At 60.9% G+C, this 12889-nt stretch carries 13 protein-coding genes; 4 read left to right on the forward strand and 9 right to left on the reverse strand.

All coding sequences use genetic code 11. From position 1 onward, the window contains the following. The first annotated feature begins 9 nt into the window (after positions 1–9). Together C8348_RS16475 and acs are read left to right on the forward strand one after the other, a co-directional pair. Positions 10–408, forward strand: coding sequence for a DUF1761 domain-containing protein (locus C8348_RS16475; protein WP_106754471.1), 399 nt, complete (start codon positions 10–12; stop codon positions 406–408). Between the two features lie 130 nt (positions 409–538). Continuing rightward, entirely contained in the window at positions 539–2476 is a 1938-nt protein-coding gene (gene acs / locus C8348_RS16480) for an acetate--CoA ligase (protein WP_106754472.1), read from the forward strand. A gap of 290 nt (positions 2477–2766) precedes the next feature. On the opposite strand, the gene C8348_RS16490 is transcribed toward acs, so the two are convergent. The 5 genes from C8348_RS16490 to trmD form a co-directional block, all read right to left on the reverse strand. Beyond that, positions 2767–4203, reverse strand: a complete 1437-nt coding sequence (locus C8348_RS16490) for a TadE/TadG family type IV pilus assembly protein (protein WP_208983794.1) — start codon at positions 4201–4203, stop codon at positions 2767–2769. A gap of 142 nt (positions 4204–4345) precedes the next feature. Further along, positions 4346–4903: an HNH endonuclease gene (locus C8348_RS16495; RefSeq protein WP_106754474.1), complete on the reverse strand. Its 558-nt coding sequence runs from the start codon at positions 4901–4903 to the stop codon at positions 4346–4348. A 401-nt stretch (positions 4904–5304) separates the two neighbouring features. Then, entirely contained in the window at positions 5305–6717 is a 1413-nt protein-coding gene (gene leuC / locus C8348_RS16500; RefSeq protein ID WP_106754475.1) for a 3-isopropylmalate dehydratase large subunit, read from the reverse strand. A gap of 249 nt (positions 6718–6966) precedes the next feature. Then, positions 6967–7452 (reverse strand): 50S ribosomal protein L19, encoded by a 486-nt coding sequence (gene rplS, locus C8348_RS16505; protein ID WP_106754476.1) that lies wholly within the window; start codon positions 7450–7452, stop codon positions 6967–6969. Between the two features lie 251 nt (positions 7453–7703). Continuing rightward, positions 7704–8483 carry a tRNA (guanosine(37)-N1)-methyltransferase TrmD gene (gene trmD / locus C8348_RS16510; protein WP_106754477.1) on the reverse strand — a complete coding sequence of 260 codons (780 nt, stop codon included), beginning with the start codon at positions 8481–8483 and terminating at the stop codon, positions 7704–7706. 211 nt (positions 8484–8694) lie between these two features. On the opposite strand from trmD, the gene C8348_RS16515 reads away from it, so the two are divergent. Beyond that, positions 8695–9213, forward strand: coding sequence for a VanZ family protein (locus C8348_RS16515; RefSeq protein WP_106754478.1), 519 nt, complete (start codon positions 8695–8697; stop codon positions 9211–9213). On the opposite strand, the gene rimM is transcribed toward C8348_RS16515, so the two are convergent. The 4 genes from rimM to ffh are packed head-to-tail and all read right to left on the reverse strand — an operon-like array spanning position 9159 to position 12062. Next, on the reverse strand, positions 9159–9716 hold the full coding sequence (rimM, locus tag C8348_RS16520) for a ribosome maturation factor RimM (protein ID WP_106754479.1): 558 nt from the start codon (positions 9714–9716) through the stop codon (positions 9159–9161). The two genes, C8348_RS16515 and rimM, sit on opposite strands and share 55 nt — an antisense overlap. Positions 9717–9776: 60 nt before the next feature. After that, positions 9777–10148 carry a 30S ribosomal protein S16 gene (gene rpsP / locus C8348_RS16525; RefSeq protein WP_106754480.1) on the reverse strand — a complete coding sequence of 124 codons (372 nt, stop codon included), beginning with the start codon at positions 10146–10148 and terminating at the stop codon, positions 9777–9779. Positions 10149–10167: 19 nt separating this feature from the next. Further along, positions 10168–10452, reverse strand: a complete 285-nt coding sequence (locus C8348_RS16530) for a chorismate mutase (protein WP_106754570.1) — start codon at positions 10450–10452, stop codon at positions 10168–10170. A 53-nt stretch (positions 10453–10505) separates the two neighbouring features. Continuing rightward, complete coding sequence (gene ffh / locus C8348_RS16535) at positions 10506–12062, reverse strand: signal recognition particle protein (protein ID WP_106754481.1); 1557 nt, start codon at positions 12060–12062, stop codon at positions 10506–10508. Positions 12063–12458: 396 nt separating this feature from the next. Between ffh and C8348_RS16540 the strand changes: the two genes are divergently transcribed. Beyond that, on the forward strand, positions 12459–12842 hold the full coding sequence (locus tag C8348_RS16540) for a VOC family protein (protein WP_106754482.1): 384 nt from the start codon (positions 12459–12461) through the stop codon (positions 12840–12842). Positions 12843–12889 lie beyond the last annotated feature (47 nt).

Here is a 12889-nt window from a genome sequence, read left to right on the forward strand (position 1 = left end):
GCAGTTATCATGATGTTTGACGGCATCAATCTTGTCGGCGTTGCCGCTGCAGCTGTGGCCAGTTTCGCATTTGGCGCGCTGTGGTATGGCCTGCTTGGCCGGGTGTGGCAGCGCGCCGCCGGGCTTTCCGCTGATCAGGCGCGCCCGACCGCGATCACCATGCTGGTGACCTTTGTCGCTGAACTGCTGATGGCCTTCATCTTTGCCGGCGTCATCTATCATGCAGGTGGTCTCAGCGTGAACAGCGGCCTGATTTCGGCCGGCATGATCTGGACCGGCTTTTTCCTTACATCGCTGGTTGTGTCGCATCGGCATCAAAAGACTAGCCCGCTTCTCCTTCTGGTCGATGGGGGCCACTGGCTGGGTGTTCTCTTGATCCAGGGTGTCGTGATCGGACTTGTCGGGTGACCTAAGCACCGAATCTGTCTACGAGAGTTCGACTTATCCCTAATGGACGTACACTGTTTCGCTCAGCATAATGCCGCCGAAACGGAGGTGTCCTTAGGGCAACCAGCCGGAAGTCTGTAGGGAGGATGGCATGTCTGACAACGTGTTCCCGGTGTCGGCGGAAGTGGCGGCGCACGCCCTCGTTGACAACGCGAAATATGAGGAAATGTACCGCCAGTCGGTGGAAAACCCGGAAGCGTTCTGGGGCGAACACGGCAAGCGCCTTGACTGGATCAAGCCCTACACCCGGGTCAAGAACACCTCCTACGACTACCACAACGTGTCGATCAAGTGGTTCGAAGATGGCACGCTCAATGTGGCCGCGAACTGTGTTGATCGTCATCTTGCGGCTCGCGGCGATCAGCCGGCGATCATCTGGGAAGGTGATGATCCGTCCGAGCACAAGGTCATCACCTACAAGGACCTGTCGCACGAGGTGAACCGCTTCGCCAACGTGCTTCTCGCCAAGGGCGTGAAGAAGGGCGACCGTGTCACGATCTACCTGCCGATGATCCCTGAAGCGGCTTATGCGATGCTGGCCTGTGCCCGCATCGGAGCCGTGCATTCCATCGTCTTCGGCGGCTTCTCTCCGGACAGCCTGGCGCAGCGCATTGCCGACTGCAAGTCGACCTGCCTTATCACCGCAGATGAAGGCCTGCGCGGTGGCCGCGGCGTGCCGCTCAAGGCCAATGCGGACAAGGCGGTCGAGAAGGCTCCGATCGAGACCATGATCGTGGTCAAGCGCACCGGTGGTGCCGTCACCATGACCCAGGGCCGCGATGTCTGGTACCACGAGGAAGTGGCCAAGGTTTCCGACGTTTGCCCGCCGGCCGAGATGAACGCGGAAGATCCGCTGTTCATCCTCTACACCTCCGGCTCCACCGGCAGTCCGAAGGGCGTGATGCATACCACGGGCGGTTACCTCACCTACGCCTCGATGACGCATCAGTATGTCTTCGATTATCACGATGGCGACGTTTACTGGTGCACGGCGGATGTGGGCTGGGTCACCGGCCACAGCTACATCGTCTATGGTCCGCTCGCCAATGGCGCGACGACGCTGATGTTTGAAGGCGTACCGACCTACCCGAATGCCGGCCGCTTCTGGGATGTGGTCGACAAGCACAAGGTCAACATCTTCTACACCGCCCCGACCGCGATCCGCTCGCTGATGGGCGCTGGCGACGATCATGTCACCCGCACGTCGCGCAAGAGCCTGCGCCTGCTGGGCTCCGTGGGTGAGCCGATCAATCCGGAAGCCTGGATGTGGTACTACAACGTGGTTGGCGACAAGCGCTGCCCGATCGTCGACACCTGGTGGCAGACGGAGACCGGCGGCATTCTCATTACGCCGCTGCCGGGCGCAACGGCGCTGAAGCCGGGCTCTGCCACGCGGCCGTTCTTTGGCGTCCAGCCGGCTGTGGTGGACGCGGAAGGCAACATCCTCGAGGGTGCGACCGAGGGCAACCTGGTCATCGTCGACAGCTGGCCCGGCCAGATGCGCACCGTCTATGGTGATCACGAGCGCTTCGTGCAGACCTACTTTGCCACCTACAAGGGCATGTATTTCACCGGTGATGGCTGCCGCCGCGATGCGGATGGCTATTACTGGATCACCGGCCGCGTCGATGACGTGATCAACGTGTCCGGTCACCGCATGGGAACGGCCGAGGTGGAAAGCGCCCTGGTGGCGCATCCGAAGGTGTCGGAAGCGGCTGTCGTGGGCTATCCGCATGACATCAAGGGGCAGGGCATCTACGCCTATGTCACCTTGATGGACGGCGAGGAGCCGAGCGAGGCGCTGCGCAAGGAACTGGTGGCCCATGTGCGCAAGGAAATCGGCCCGATTGCCTCGCCGGACCTGATCCAGTTCTCTCCCGGCCTGCCGAAGACCCGCTCCGGCAAGATCATGCGCCGCATCCTGCGCAAGATCGCTGAGGACAGCTTCGAGAACCTCGGCGATACCTCGACGCTGGCTGATCCGACCGTGGTCGAGGACCTGATCGAGAACCGCCAGAACCGCAGCTGAGCCGTTTAGGACTTCTGGAAATCAAAAAGGGCCCGCTGGATGGCGGGCCCTTGGACTGCTGACAAGCCCTCTATCGTCTTCCCGGGCGCAGCGGAGCGGAGACCCGGGACCGGAGAGTCAAGGCCTCTCCTAGGATAACTCATTGAAAGATAGAGGCCCTGGCTCTCCGGTCGCGGCTCGGCGCTTCGCTTGGCCGGGATGACGACGCTGAGGTCGAGATTTGTCATCAAGCTCGGGCCCGCCGGATGGCGGGCCTTTTCATTGTGGTTTTCGACACCGCTTGGCCAAGGTCACTTTGACAGGTAGATCGACTGGATCTGGTTGGCGATCTTCTGGAACGCACCGATCAGGGCCTGGCTGTTGGTGGCCTTCAAATAGTTTCCCGGAGAGCTTGCACAATACGCCATCAGCTTTTCGGCATGTGCGGTTGACCCGACACCCGAAGTAAACAAGACGGTGTAGATTTCGATGTTCTTCGCCTTCATTTCGTCGCAGAGTTTCCGGGCACGAACAGATGGTTGGTCGTCGTAATTACCGTTCGTATAGTACTGCCCCAGCCAGTAATTTTTTGTACCGGCATCGCATCCTTTGGTTTTTGCATCTGGAAGCCAGTAGTATCCACGTGGATGATTGCTCTGTCCAGTGTAAGTTCCGTTTCTGGAGTTGTATCCGCCACGCGTGCGGCATGTTGCCTGGTCCAACGCGGTGAAATCATAAAAGTCGTTGAAGTCACCATCCGTCATGATGAGGGCAATTTTCTTCATCTTGGCCTTGCCATAGGCGACGGGGCGTGAAGCTGAAGGCCACAGATTGTTCCAGTTTGGCGACAGCGTGTACCAGCCCCAGGCTATACCCATCTGGCCGCCAGTACCTCCGCCGTCGCGGAGCCCGTTGATCGCCGTCGTCAGGGTCGAGTTTTTTGCAGTCAGGGGAATGAGCGTGGAGGTTGCCGGGCAGGCGATAGAGCCACCGCCAAAGAAGTCTGATGAATTGCCTGCGTAATTGTAGGTGGCGTCTGTGAATTTTTGCGGACCTGATCTTTCAGTGACGCAATTGCCGCCAGATGTCGCCCCATTCGTGACGGTGTTCGCATAGGTCCCGAGATTGACGCCCTGACTATAAGGGATCAGGGATATCTTGACTTTCGACTCGTCTTCTTTCGTGGTCGGCGGGATCAGAATATTGGTGATCGCAAGAGCCGCCGTGCGCAAGGACGCCATCTGGGCGTTCATCGACCCTGTCACGTCGAGAACCATGGCCAGTTCGACATCGAACAGGGAGTAGGTCGATTGGGCCTCGACCGAAACCGGAATGTCTTTGGGACCGACGCCCCCCATGAAGATGAAGCTGGTCGGCACATTGGCCGTGGCAGTCGCCGAGACGATCCCCTGCTCAGGATTGATGCTGTAGATGATCGGGCTCATGCTGATGCCGGTCAGCCCGGCCGAGGCGAGGTTGGCCTCGAAGGTCTTGTTGATGGCGGTCGCAACCTCCGCGTCGGTCATCAGCTTGACCGACAGCTCGCGGGCAACGGTCAGCACCGCTGAGTCCAGGGCATTGGCGATGGTGGAGCGGGCCATCACGGCGCGGCCATAGTCGACCCCGGCGCCACCGATGACGATCATCAGCAGGATTAGCAAGGCGAACAGGGGCATGATTGACGCGCGCGTTTCGCTGCGGAACAAGCGCAGCTTCTTGGTCAATCGCATCAGGGACGCGGAACGCATGACATCTCTCCAGATTAGTTTCTGGCTGAGATATTCAGCGAATTGTCTTCTCAATCACTAAAATTCGAGACAAATCGCTGCGTCATCTTCTGCGTTGGTTGACGCCGGCTTAAGCCTTGGAACGAAAACCACTTAACTCCTGTTAAGGTTCCAGCTCCGTGTCCCAGTACAGGAAATCCAGCCAGCTGTCGTGCAGGTAATTGGGCGGAAAGCCGCGACCGTTGTTGTGCAGGTCCTGGATGGTTGGCTGGAATGGCATATGCATCGGCCACATGTCGAGCTGCTCGCAGCTCTTGTTCGACTTGCGCAGATTGCAGGGGGAACAGGCGGTGATGACATTCTGCCAGGTGGTCTGGCCACCGCGGGAGCGCGGGATCAGATGATCGAATGTAAGGTCATCCTTCGAACCGCAATACTGGCACTGGAACCGGTCGCGCAGGAAAACATTGAAGCGGGTGAAGGCGGGATATCGGGACGGTTTGACGAAGGTCTTGAGCGAAACGACGCTCGGCAGCTGGAACTCGAAGCTCGGACTTCGAACCGCTGTGTCATACACCGACACGATGTTGACGCGATCGAGAAACACCGCCTTGACCGCGTCCTGCCAGGACCACAGGGACAGCGGATAGTAGCTTAAGGGCCTGTAGTCCGCATTCAGCACGAGGGCCGGATGGGCGCCCGAGGGTACGGCTATCGTCACCTGCGGCTCCTTGCCTTATTCATCCTTGTCATCACAACTAGGACCGGCACCGGCACCCCGACGCCGGGTACTACCTTAACATGATGCTCATATAGTAGTGCCGAGGTGACAGTCTTGTGAAGCCCGTAAAATACATGAGGCGGCAGGTAGGGGGAGGCTCGTCCCGTAGCGGAAAACAAGATGTCATATGCTTGAATTCAATGATTAATCCGCGTTGCCGGCGCAGGGATTGTTGAAACTCGAAGCCGCCTTTTTCCCCCATTTGTCTGTAGCAGCCAGCGGTCAATGGCGGCGCTGTGCCGCAAGGTGTTCGCCTGCTTCGCCGTTGATGCGTGCCCTCAAACAGAAAACCCCCGGATTTCCCGGGGGTTTGTTGTCACGCCTGCAATCGGTGTCGCGAATCAGGCCATCTGCCATTCGCGGATGTCGACGAAATGACCGGCGATAGCGGCCGCGGCGGCCATGGCGGGGGACACGAGGTGCGTGCGCCCCTTGAAACCCTGGCGGCCTTCGAAGTTGCGGTTCGAGGTGGAGGCGCAACGCTCGCCCGGCTGCAGCTTGTCGGCATTCATGGCCAGGCACATGGAGCAGCCCGGCTCGCGCCATTCAAACCCGGCTGCCTTGAAGATCTTGTCGAGGCCTTCGGCTTCTGCTTGCTCTTTCACAAGCCCGGAGCCCGGCACGACCATGGCCTTGACGCCATCCTTAACCTTGCCATTGCCGATGGCAGCAGCGGCGGCGCGCAGGTCCTCGATGCGGCCGTTGGTGCAGGAGCCGATGAACACGACATCAATCGGAATATCGGTGATTTTCGTGCCCGGCGTCAGGCCCATGTACTCCAGCGCGCGCCACTTGGACTTGCGGGTGTTTTCGTCGGCGATCTCGTCCGGGTTTGGCACGACGCCGGTCACGGACACCACGTCCTCCGGCGACGAGCCCCAGGTGACGATGGGCGGCAGGTTCGCGGCATCAAGCTTCACCACCTTGTCGAAATGCGCGCCTTCGTCGGTGTGCAGTGTCTTCCAGTAGGAGATCGCCTGCTCCAGTGCTGCGCCCTTAGGAGCCTTTGGCCGGCCCTGGATATAGGCGAAGGTGGTTTCGTCCGGTGCGATCAGGCCGGCGCGGGCGCCGCCTTCGATGGACATGTTGCAGACCGTCATGCGGCCTTCCATGGAGAGCGAGCGGATCGCCTCGCCGGCATATTCCATGACGTAACCGGTGCCGCCGGCGGTGCCAATCTCACCGATGACGGCGAGGATGATGTCCTTGGCGGTGACGCCGGCCGGGATCTTGCCATCCACCTGGATGAGCATGTTCTTGGCCTTCTTCTGGATCAGCGTCTGGGTGGCCAGAACGTGTTCCACTTCGGACGTGCCTATGCCATGCGCCAGCGCGCCGAATGCGCCATGGGTCGAGGTGTGGCTGTCACCGCAGACAATGGTCATGCCCGGCAGGGTAAAGCCCTGCTCCGGACCGACGATGTGCACCACGCCCTGGCGATGATCCAGCTCGCTGTAATACTCGACGCCAAATTCGGCGGCGTTGTCAGCCAGCGTTTGAACCTGCAGCGCGGATTCAGGATCGTCAATGCCCTGGCTGCGGTCGGTGGTCGGTACGTTGTGGTCGACAACGGCCAGTGTCTTTTCCGGCTGACGGACCTTGCGGCCGGTCATGCGCAGGCCTTCGAAGGCCTGCGGGCTGGTGACTTCGTGGACGAGATGGCGGTCGATGTAGAGCAGGCCCGTGCCGTCTTCCTGCATGTCGACGACGTGATCATCCCAGATCTTGTCGTAAAGGGTCCGCGCTTTCGTCATGGCTTGTCTCCTGAAACCTGGCCGGGTCACACTTGTACCGCCAAATGCGGCCGGTGCCCTCGTTCATGCCTCCGGCCGGCAATTTGCCGGCTCGGGTGTTGCCTGATTCAATGCCTTGAAGCAGGGGCAAGGGTCAAGCGCGTTCGGCACCGCGAACTCTTGAGCTTTGTTCAACTGACCAGGTTCCGGCGAACAAAAAAGAAAGGCGGCCCACTGGACCGCCTTTCAAGACCGAACTGGAACCGAAAATTATTCGGCGGTGGCAGCAGCAGCAGCAGCGGCAGCTGCTTCAGCGGCTGCAACCTTGGCAGCAGCAGCGCTGGCCTTGGCAGATGCGGCTTCAGCGCGGACTTCTTCATTGAGACGCTTGGCGCGGGCGTTGGTGGCCTCGACGATACGGGCCGACTTGCCGCGACGGTCGCGCAGGTAATACAGCTTGGCGCGGCGGACCTTGCCGCGACGCACGACTTCGACGCCCTCGATCAGCGGAGAGCAGGTCGGGAACACGCGCTCGACGCCTTCGCCATAGGAGATCTTGCGAACGGTGAAGCTCTCGTTGATGCCGCCGCCCGAGCGGGCAATGCAGACGCCTTCATAGGCCTGCGTACGGGTACGGGTGCCTTCGACGACCTTGACGTTCACCTTGACGGTGTCGCCCGGCGAGAACTCCGGCAGCTTGCGGACGGCTTCAACCTTCGCCTGTTCTTCGGCGTTGATCTGTTCGATGATGTTCATGGCAGTTTTTCCTTGTCAGTTGTGCGGTCAGAGCGTCCCGGCGCATCCCTTTTCAGGGCGTGCATCGGGGCGGGTGCACCGTCTTGGCCATGGCCTTGGATCAGGGCCTGCCAGTTCGAAGCTCAGTCATCCTTGAAAAGGCGGCACTTCGGAACCGGCAGTTCTTCGGGTCTGTCCGCGCGTGCAAAAGCACGCCACCGGGCGAGATCCGTTGAACGCGAGCGGGGACATACCCCATCTTCACCGGAATGTCATGCGGAATCTGGCGCGTTTGCTGGCTTTGTCTCAGGCTCGCCCTTCGCTCTCGACCGTGTGCGCCTTGTTGGTTTCGGCGGGTGCGCCGCCTCATAGGCCGCCCACAGGTCCGGCCGACGGGCGGCCGTCAGTGCCATGGCTTCGCTCAGGCGCCACTCGGCGATCTTCTTGTGATTGCCGGAAGTCAGGATCTCGGGGATGCCACGCTCTTCGAACGTGGCCGGGCGCGTATAATGCGGGTGTTCCAGCAGGCCGGTCTCGAAACTCTCGGTCTCGCCACTTTCCTGATTGCCCATCACACCCGGCAGCAAACGGATCACGGCATCCAGCAGCGTGATCGCCGCGATTTCGCCACCGGACAGGATGTAGTCGCCGATGGAGACCTCCTCGAGCGCCCGCGCCTCGATGACCCGCTGGTCGACGCCTTCAAAACGACCGCAGACGATAATCGCACCCGGGCCGGCTGCCAGTTGCCGCACCCGTTCTTGCGTCAGCGGTTTGCCGCGTGGGCTCATCAGCAAACGTGGTCGGGTGTCTTCCGGCAAGGTGGCGGCATCAATGGCGGCTGCGAGAATGTCAGCGCGCAAGACCATCCCAGCCCCGCCGCCCGCCGGCGTATCGTCGACGGATCTGTGCCGGTTCGTGGCATGGTCGCGGATTTGGCGGGCGTCCAGCGACCACTTTGCCTCGCTCAACGCGCGGCCGGACAGGCTTTGTCCGAGCGGCCCGGGAAACATGTCGGGATAGAGCGTCAGGATTGTCGCAGCAAATGTCATGGAGTTGGTTCCGGCTCTCTCGCCGATCCATAGGCGACACGCTGCAAAAAGGAAAGCAGTGCCGAGATCGTAAAAACTTGAAGGATCTGGCTAAAACTCACTTAACTATATGGGGTTAAATGTGAATTTTTGACCGGTCCAAAACGCAGACCTAACCCCGGCTTAACTTCACCGGGTGATGCTGACGGGAAATTCAAGGAGATGCCATCCCGTGCCGTCCATCCGCTTTCACCTGCCCGCTTTTGTCCGTCGCCATGTCGATGCCCATTACATCGACATTTCGCTCAGCCGCGTGCTGCCGCTCAGCGTGCTGATCGTGTTCGGGCTGGCGGTTGGAGTGGTGTTCAACCACGGCCTGTCGCATCCTTTTGACAAGGTGCTGCATGTAGCTTTCTATGGCCTGCTGACCTTGTCGATCCATGCCTTCTTCTGCTGCCGGCTGCGTATTTCTGCGCTCGTTGCCTTCGGCTTCGGCATTGGCGGAGAAATCCTGCAGGCCTTTATTCCGGGCCGCGAGGCATCGCTGCTGGATGCGGCCGCGAATGGAATTGGTGTTGGGCTTGTGGTCTTTGGCATCGCCTTGTGGCGGTCGGAGCAGCGCCGGCTTGCAGCTGAAGCGGAAAGCCGTGAACAGCTGATGGCCAGGATTGGGCCAGTTCTTAACCGCGTCCAGGTTCAGCGAGCTTTGGCATCGTCCCTGCCGTCATCGCGCGGCGTTTCAGACAGATAATCGGGCGGCAGCACGCAAATGACGCGGTTGCCGGCCATGTCCACCGTCGGTACAAACTCTTTCGTGAACGGGATGTAATAGGACTTGCCGCTCGGCGGCCGGATCTCGATCAGATCGCCAGCCCCGAAATTTTGCACGGTGACAATCCGTCCGAGGGCGGCTCCGCTCTCGTCTTCGGCTGTCAGGCCAATCAGGTCGGTGTGGTAGAATTCATCCTCTTCCGGCTCCGGGAACCGGTCTCGGGGGATGTAGAGTTCAAGCCCGTTCAGCGCCTCCGCGGCGTTGCGGTCGTTGATTCCCTTGAACTTCGTGACGACGACCGTCTTTTGCACGCGGGCATTGACCACCGTGAACCGGCGGGATCCGTCTTCTGTTTCCAGTGGGCCGTAGTCGGTGAAGGACAACGGGTCATCGCCATAGGGCTTGACCCGCACCTCGCCGCGGATGCCGTGGGCGGCTCCCACCACAGCCATCAGGATCTTGTCCGTCGGAGCGTTGATCATGTCTGCGCTCCGATTGATTGTGTCCCGATGTCCATCTGGAAAGCCGCCCGCGTCACGGGATTATTCCGCGCCAGCTTCAGCAGCGGCTGCTGCTTCTTCGGCCTTCTTCTTGGCGGCGGCGGCCTTCTCGGCAGCCTTCTTGCCCATCTCGGCCTTCTTCGGGTTGTTGCGGGCTTCGCGGGTCACGAGGCCGGCATCATTCAGGAAGCGCAGGACGCGATCGGTCGGGGTTGCGCCGTTGGCGAGCCAGTACTTGACGCGCTCCACATCGAGAACGACGCGGGTCTCGGATTCCTTGGGCAGCATCGGATCATAGGAGCCGACCTTCTCGATGAAGCGGCCGTCGCGCGGGGCGCGGACGTCGGTGACGACGATGCGGTAGAACGGACGCTTCTTGGCGCCGCCACGGGCGAGACGGATCTTGGTAGCCATTTCAGTTTCTCCAGTTGTTTCAGTTGCCGGCGTTTGCGGCAATGGCTTCATGGTGCCGGATCACTTCCTTGACGATGAACGCCAGGAACTTCTCGGCAAAGTCAGGATCAAGGTTTGCGTCGACGGCAAGCCGGCGCAGGCGCTCGATCTGAATCTGTTCGCGCGCCGGATCAGCCGGCGGCAGGTCGTGGGTCGCCTTCAGGTGTCCCACCTTCTGGGTGCACTTGAAACGCTCGGCCAGCATGTGGACGAGAGCGGCGTCGATATTGTCGATGGACGCGCGCAAGGACCGCAGTTCCATCATGGCAGGGCTGTCACCCAGCTGGGCATCGGCACCAGTTTTCAAGGCATCGGTCATTACTTCTTGCCCTTTCCGAAGCCCGGCAGGCCGCCCAGGCCACCAAGGCCGGGAAGCTTCGGACCGCCAAGACCCGGGAAGCCGCCCGGCATCCCACCCATGCCGCCTGGCAGGCCCTTGGCAAGATCAGCAGCGCCGGGAAGCTGGCCGCTCTTGGCCAGCTGCTCCAGCTGCTTGGGATCGATGTTCGGCATGCCGCCGCCCATTCCGCCCATTCCGCCGCCAAGCATGCCCATCATCTTGCCCATCATGCCCTTGTTCTTGCCCATCATTTTCATGACGTCGGCCATCTGGCGGTGCATCTTCAGGAGCTTGTTGACTTCGGACACATCCACGCCGGAGCCGGAGGCGATGCGCTTCTTGCGGCTCGCTTTCAGGAGGTCAGGCTTGCGCCGTTCGGTCGGGGTCATCGACTGGATGATGGCGACCTGGCGCTTGAACATGCGCTCGTCGAGATTGGCCGCATCGAGCTGCTTCTTCATCTTGCCGATGCCGGGCAGCATGCTCATCATGCCGGACATGCCGCCGAGCTTTTCCATCTGCTTGAGCTGGTCGGCGAGGTCCTCCAGGTCGAAGGTACCCTTCTGCAGCTTGGCGGCCATCTTGGCCGCCTTTTCCGCGTCAATGGCCTCTGCGGCCTTTTCGACGAGGCTGACGATGTCGCCCATGCCGAGGATGCGGTCAGCGATCCGGCGCGGATGGAAGTCTTCGAGGGCGTCGGATTTTTCGCCGGTACCGATCAGCTTGACCGGCTTGCCGGTGACGGCCCGCATCGACAGGGCAGCGCCGCCGCGACCGTCACCGTCCATGCGTGTCAGCGCGATGCCGGTGATGCCGACGCGCTCGTCGAAGCTCTTGGCCAGATTGACGGCGTCCTGACCGGTCAGCGAATCGGCGACCAACAGGATTTCATGCGGATTTGTCGCCGCCTTCACCTCGGCCATTTCCAGCATCAACGCTTCGTCGATATGGATACGGCCGGCGGTATCGAGCATGACAACGTCATAACCACCAAGGCGCGCCGCCATGATGGCGCGCTTGGCGATGTCCACTGGTCCCTGGCCGGCGACGATCGGCAGCGTGTCGACGTTGTTCTGCTCGCCAAGGACCTTCAGCTGCTCCTGCGCCGCCGGACGGCGCGTGTCGAGCGAGGCCATCAGCACCTTGCGCTTGTCGCGCAGGGTCAGGCGACGGGCAATCTTGGCCGTTGTCGTCGTCTTGCCCGAGCCCTGCAGGCCGACCATCATGATGGCGACCGGAGCGGTGGCATTCAGATCGATCGGTTCGGCCTCGGCGCCGAGCATCTCCACGAGCTGGTCGTGGACGATCTTGATCACCATCTGGCCCGGGGTGATCGACTTGACCACCTCGGCGCCGACGGCGCGGTTGCGAACCTTGTCGGTAAAGGAGCGGACGACCGGAAGAGCAACGTCGGCTTCGATCAGCGCGCGGCGGACTTCGCGCATCGCCTCGTTGACGTCGGCCTCGGACAGCGCGCCACGGCCGGTGAGCTTGTCGAGAATGCCGCTCAGGCGTTCGGACAGACTTTCAAACATGCGCGGGTCCTTCCGGGTTGCGTCCTGACATCCAGCCTCATGGCCGGTGCCCCTTCATCTGGGGTGGCGCAGCTCCGGGAACCAGCCGCCTTGATGCACGAAAGCCCGCGCGCAAAGCAGTTTTGCACCCGAGGGCGCAACGCGCTGTCGGGTGTTGACCTCCGGGCGCTCTTTATACCTGTGCGGGTCCCGGTCGGCTGATCAGATCTGTCGTCACTTTCGTGAAGTGGGTGGGACATACATCAGGATCGCTAAGAGAGTCAAGGAACAGGCCGGTTCGGGCGTTCCCAGAGGGCATGCATGCCATAGTTGATTATTGGATGGAGTGATTTTGTTCTTTATTTGTTCCTATTTAGGCACTAGCTTGAAGATGCATTTTACGCGAGAGGAATGATCATGGAACTCTATTTAACACTGGGTGCGCGCGACGTGGAAGCAGCGCATGCCTTCTATGACAAGGTATTGGCCACGATTGGCTGGTCGGCCCATGCAAGTTTTCCGGGCTGGCGGGGCTACTCGGCCGGCGGGATCGGGAAGGGCGGGACAGTCTGGATCTGCCAGCCCTATGATGGCGAGGCTGCGACCGCAGGAAATGGCACGATGGTCGCTTTTCCCGCTGCATCGCCGGCTGAGGTTGATGCCTTCTATGCCGCTGCGATAGCGCTCGGGGCATTGGACGAAGGCGCTGCGGGGCCGCGCCCGGACTACACTCCGACCTGGTATTCGGCCTATATGCGCGATCTGAGCGGCAACAAGATCGCTGTCGTCTACAATGGCTGATTAAAGGGCTGATCGGATCTGCCGGCAGTCTGCGTCAGCCTGAGGCT

Source organism: Pannonibacter carbonis (genome assembly GCF_003012935.1).
In the GTDB taxonomy this organism is placed as follows: Bacteria; Pseudomonadota; Alphaproteobacteria; order Rhizobiales; family Stappiaceae; genus Pannonibacter; species Pannonibacter carbonis.

Excerpts from the sequence above, each read along its gene's own strand:
- C8348_RS16475 (WP_106754471.1), top strand. The coding sequence starts at position 10 with ATGATGTTTGACGGCATCAATCTTGTCGGCGTTGCCGCTGCAGCTGTG.
- acs (WP_106754472.1), top strand. The coding sequence starts at position 539 with ATGTCTGACAACGTGTTCCCGGTGTCGGCGGAAGTGGCGGCGCACGCC.
- C8348_RS16490 (WP_208983794.1), bottom strand. The coding sequence starts at position 4,203 with ATGCGTTCCGCGTCCCTGATGCGATTGACCAAGAAGCTGCGCTTGTTC.
- leuC (WP_106754475.1), bottom strand. The coding sequence starts at position 6,717 with ATGACGAAAGCGCGGACCCTTTACGACAAGATCTGGGATGATCACGTC.
- rplS (WP_106754476.1), bottom strand. The coding sequence starts at position 7,452 with ATGAACATCATCGAACAGATCAACGCCGAAGAACAGGCGAAGGTTGAA.
- trmD (WP_106754477.1), bottom strand. The coding sequence starts at position 8,483 with ATGACATTTGCTGCGACAATCCTGACGCTCTATCCCGACATGTTTCCC.
- rimM (WP_106754479.1), bottom strand. The coding sequence starts at position 9,716 with ATGATCAACGCTCCGACGGACAAGATCCTGATGGCTGTGGTGGGAGCC.
- rpsP (WP_106754480.1), bottom strand. The coding sequence starts at position 10,148 with ATGGCTACCAAGATCCGTCTCGCCCGTGGCGGCGCCAAGAAGCGTCCG.
- C8348_RS16530 (WP_106754570.1), bottom strand. The coding sequence starts at position 10,452 with ATGATGGAACTGCGGTCCTTGCGCGCGTCCATCGACAATATCGACGCC.
- ffh (WP_106754481.1), bottom strand. The coding sequence starts at position 12,062 with ATGTTTGAAAGTCTGTCCGAACGCCTGAGCGGCATTCTCGACAAGCTC.
- C8348_RS16540 (WP_106754482.1), top strand. The coding sequence starts at position 12,459 with ATGGAACTCTATTTAACACTGGGTGCGCGCGACGTGGAAGCAGCGCAT.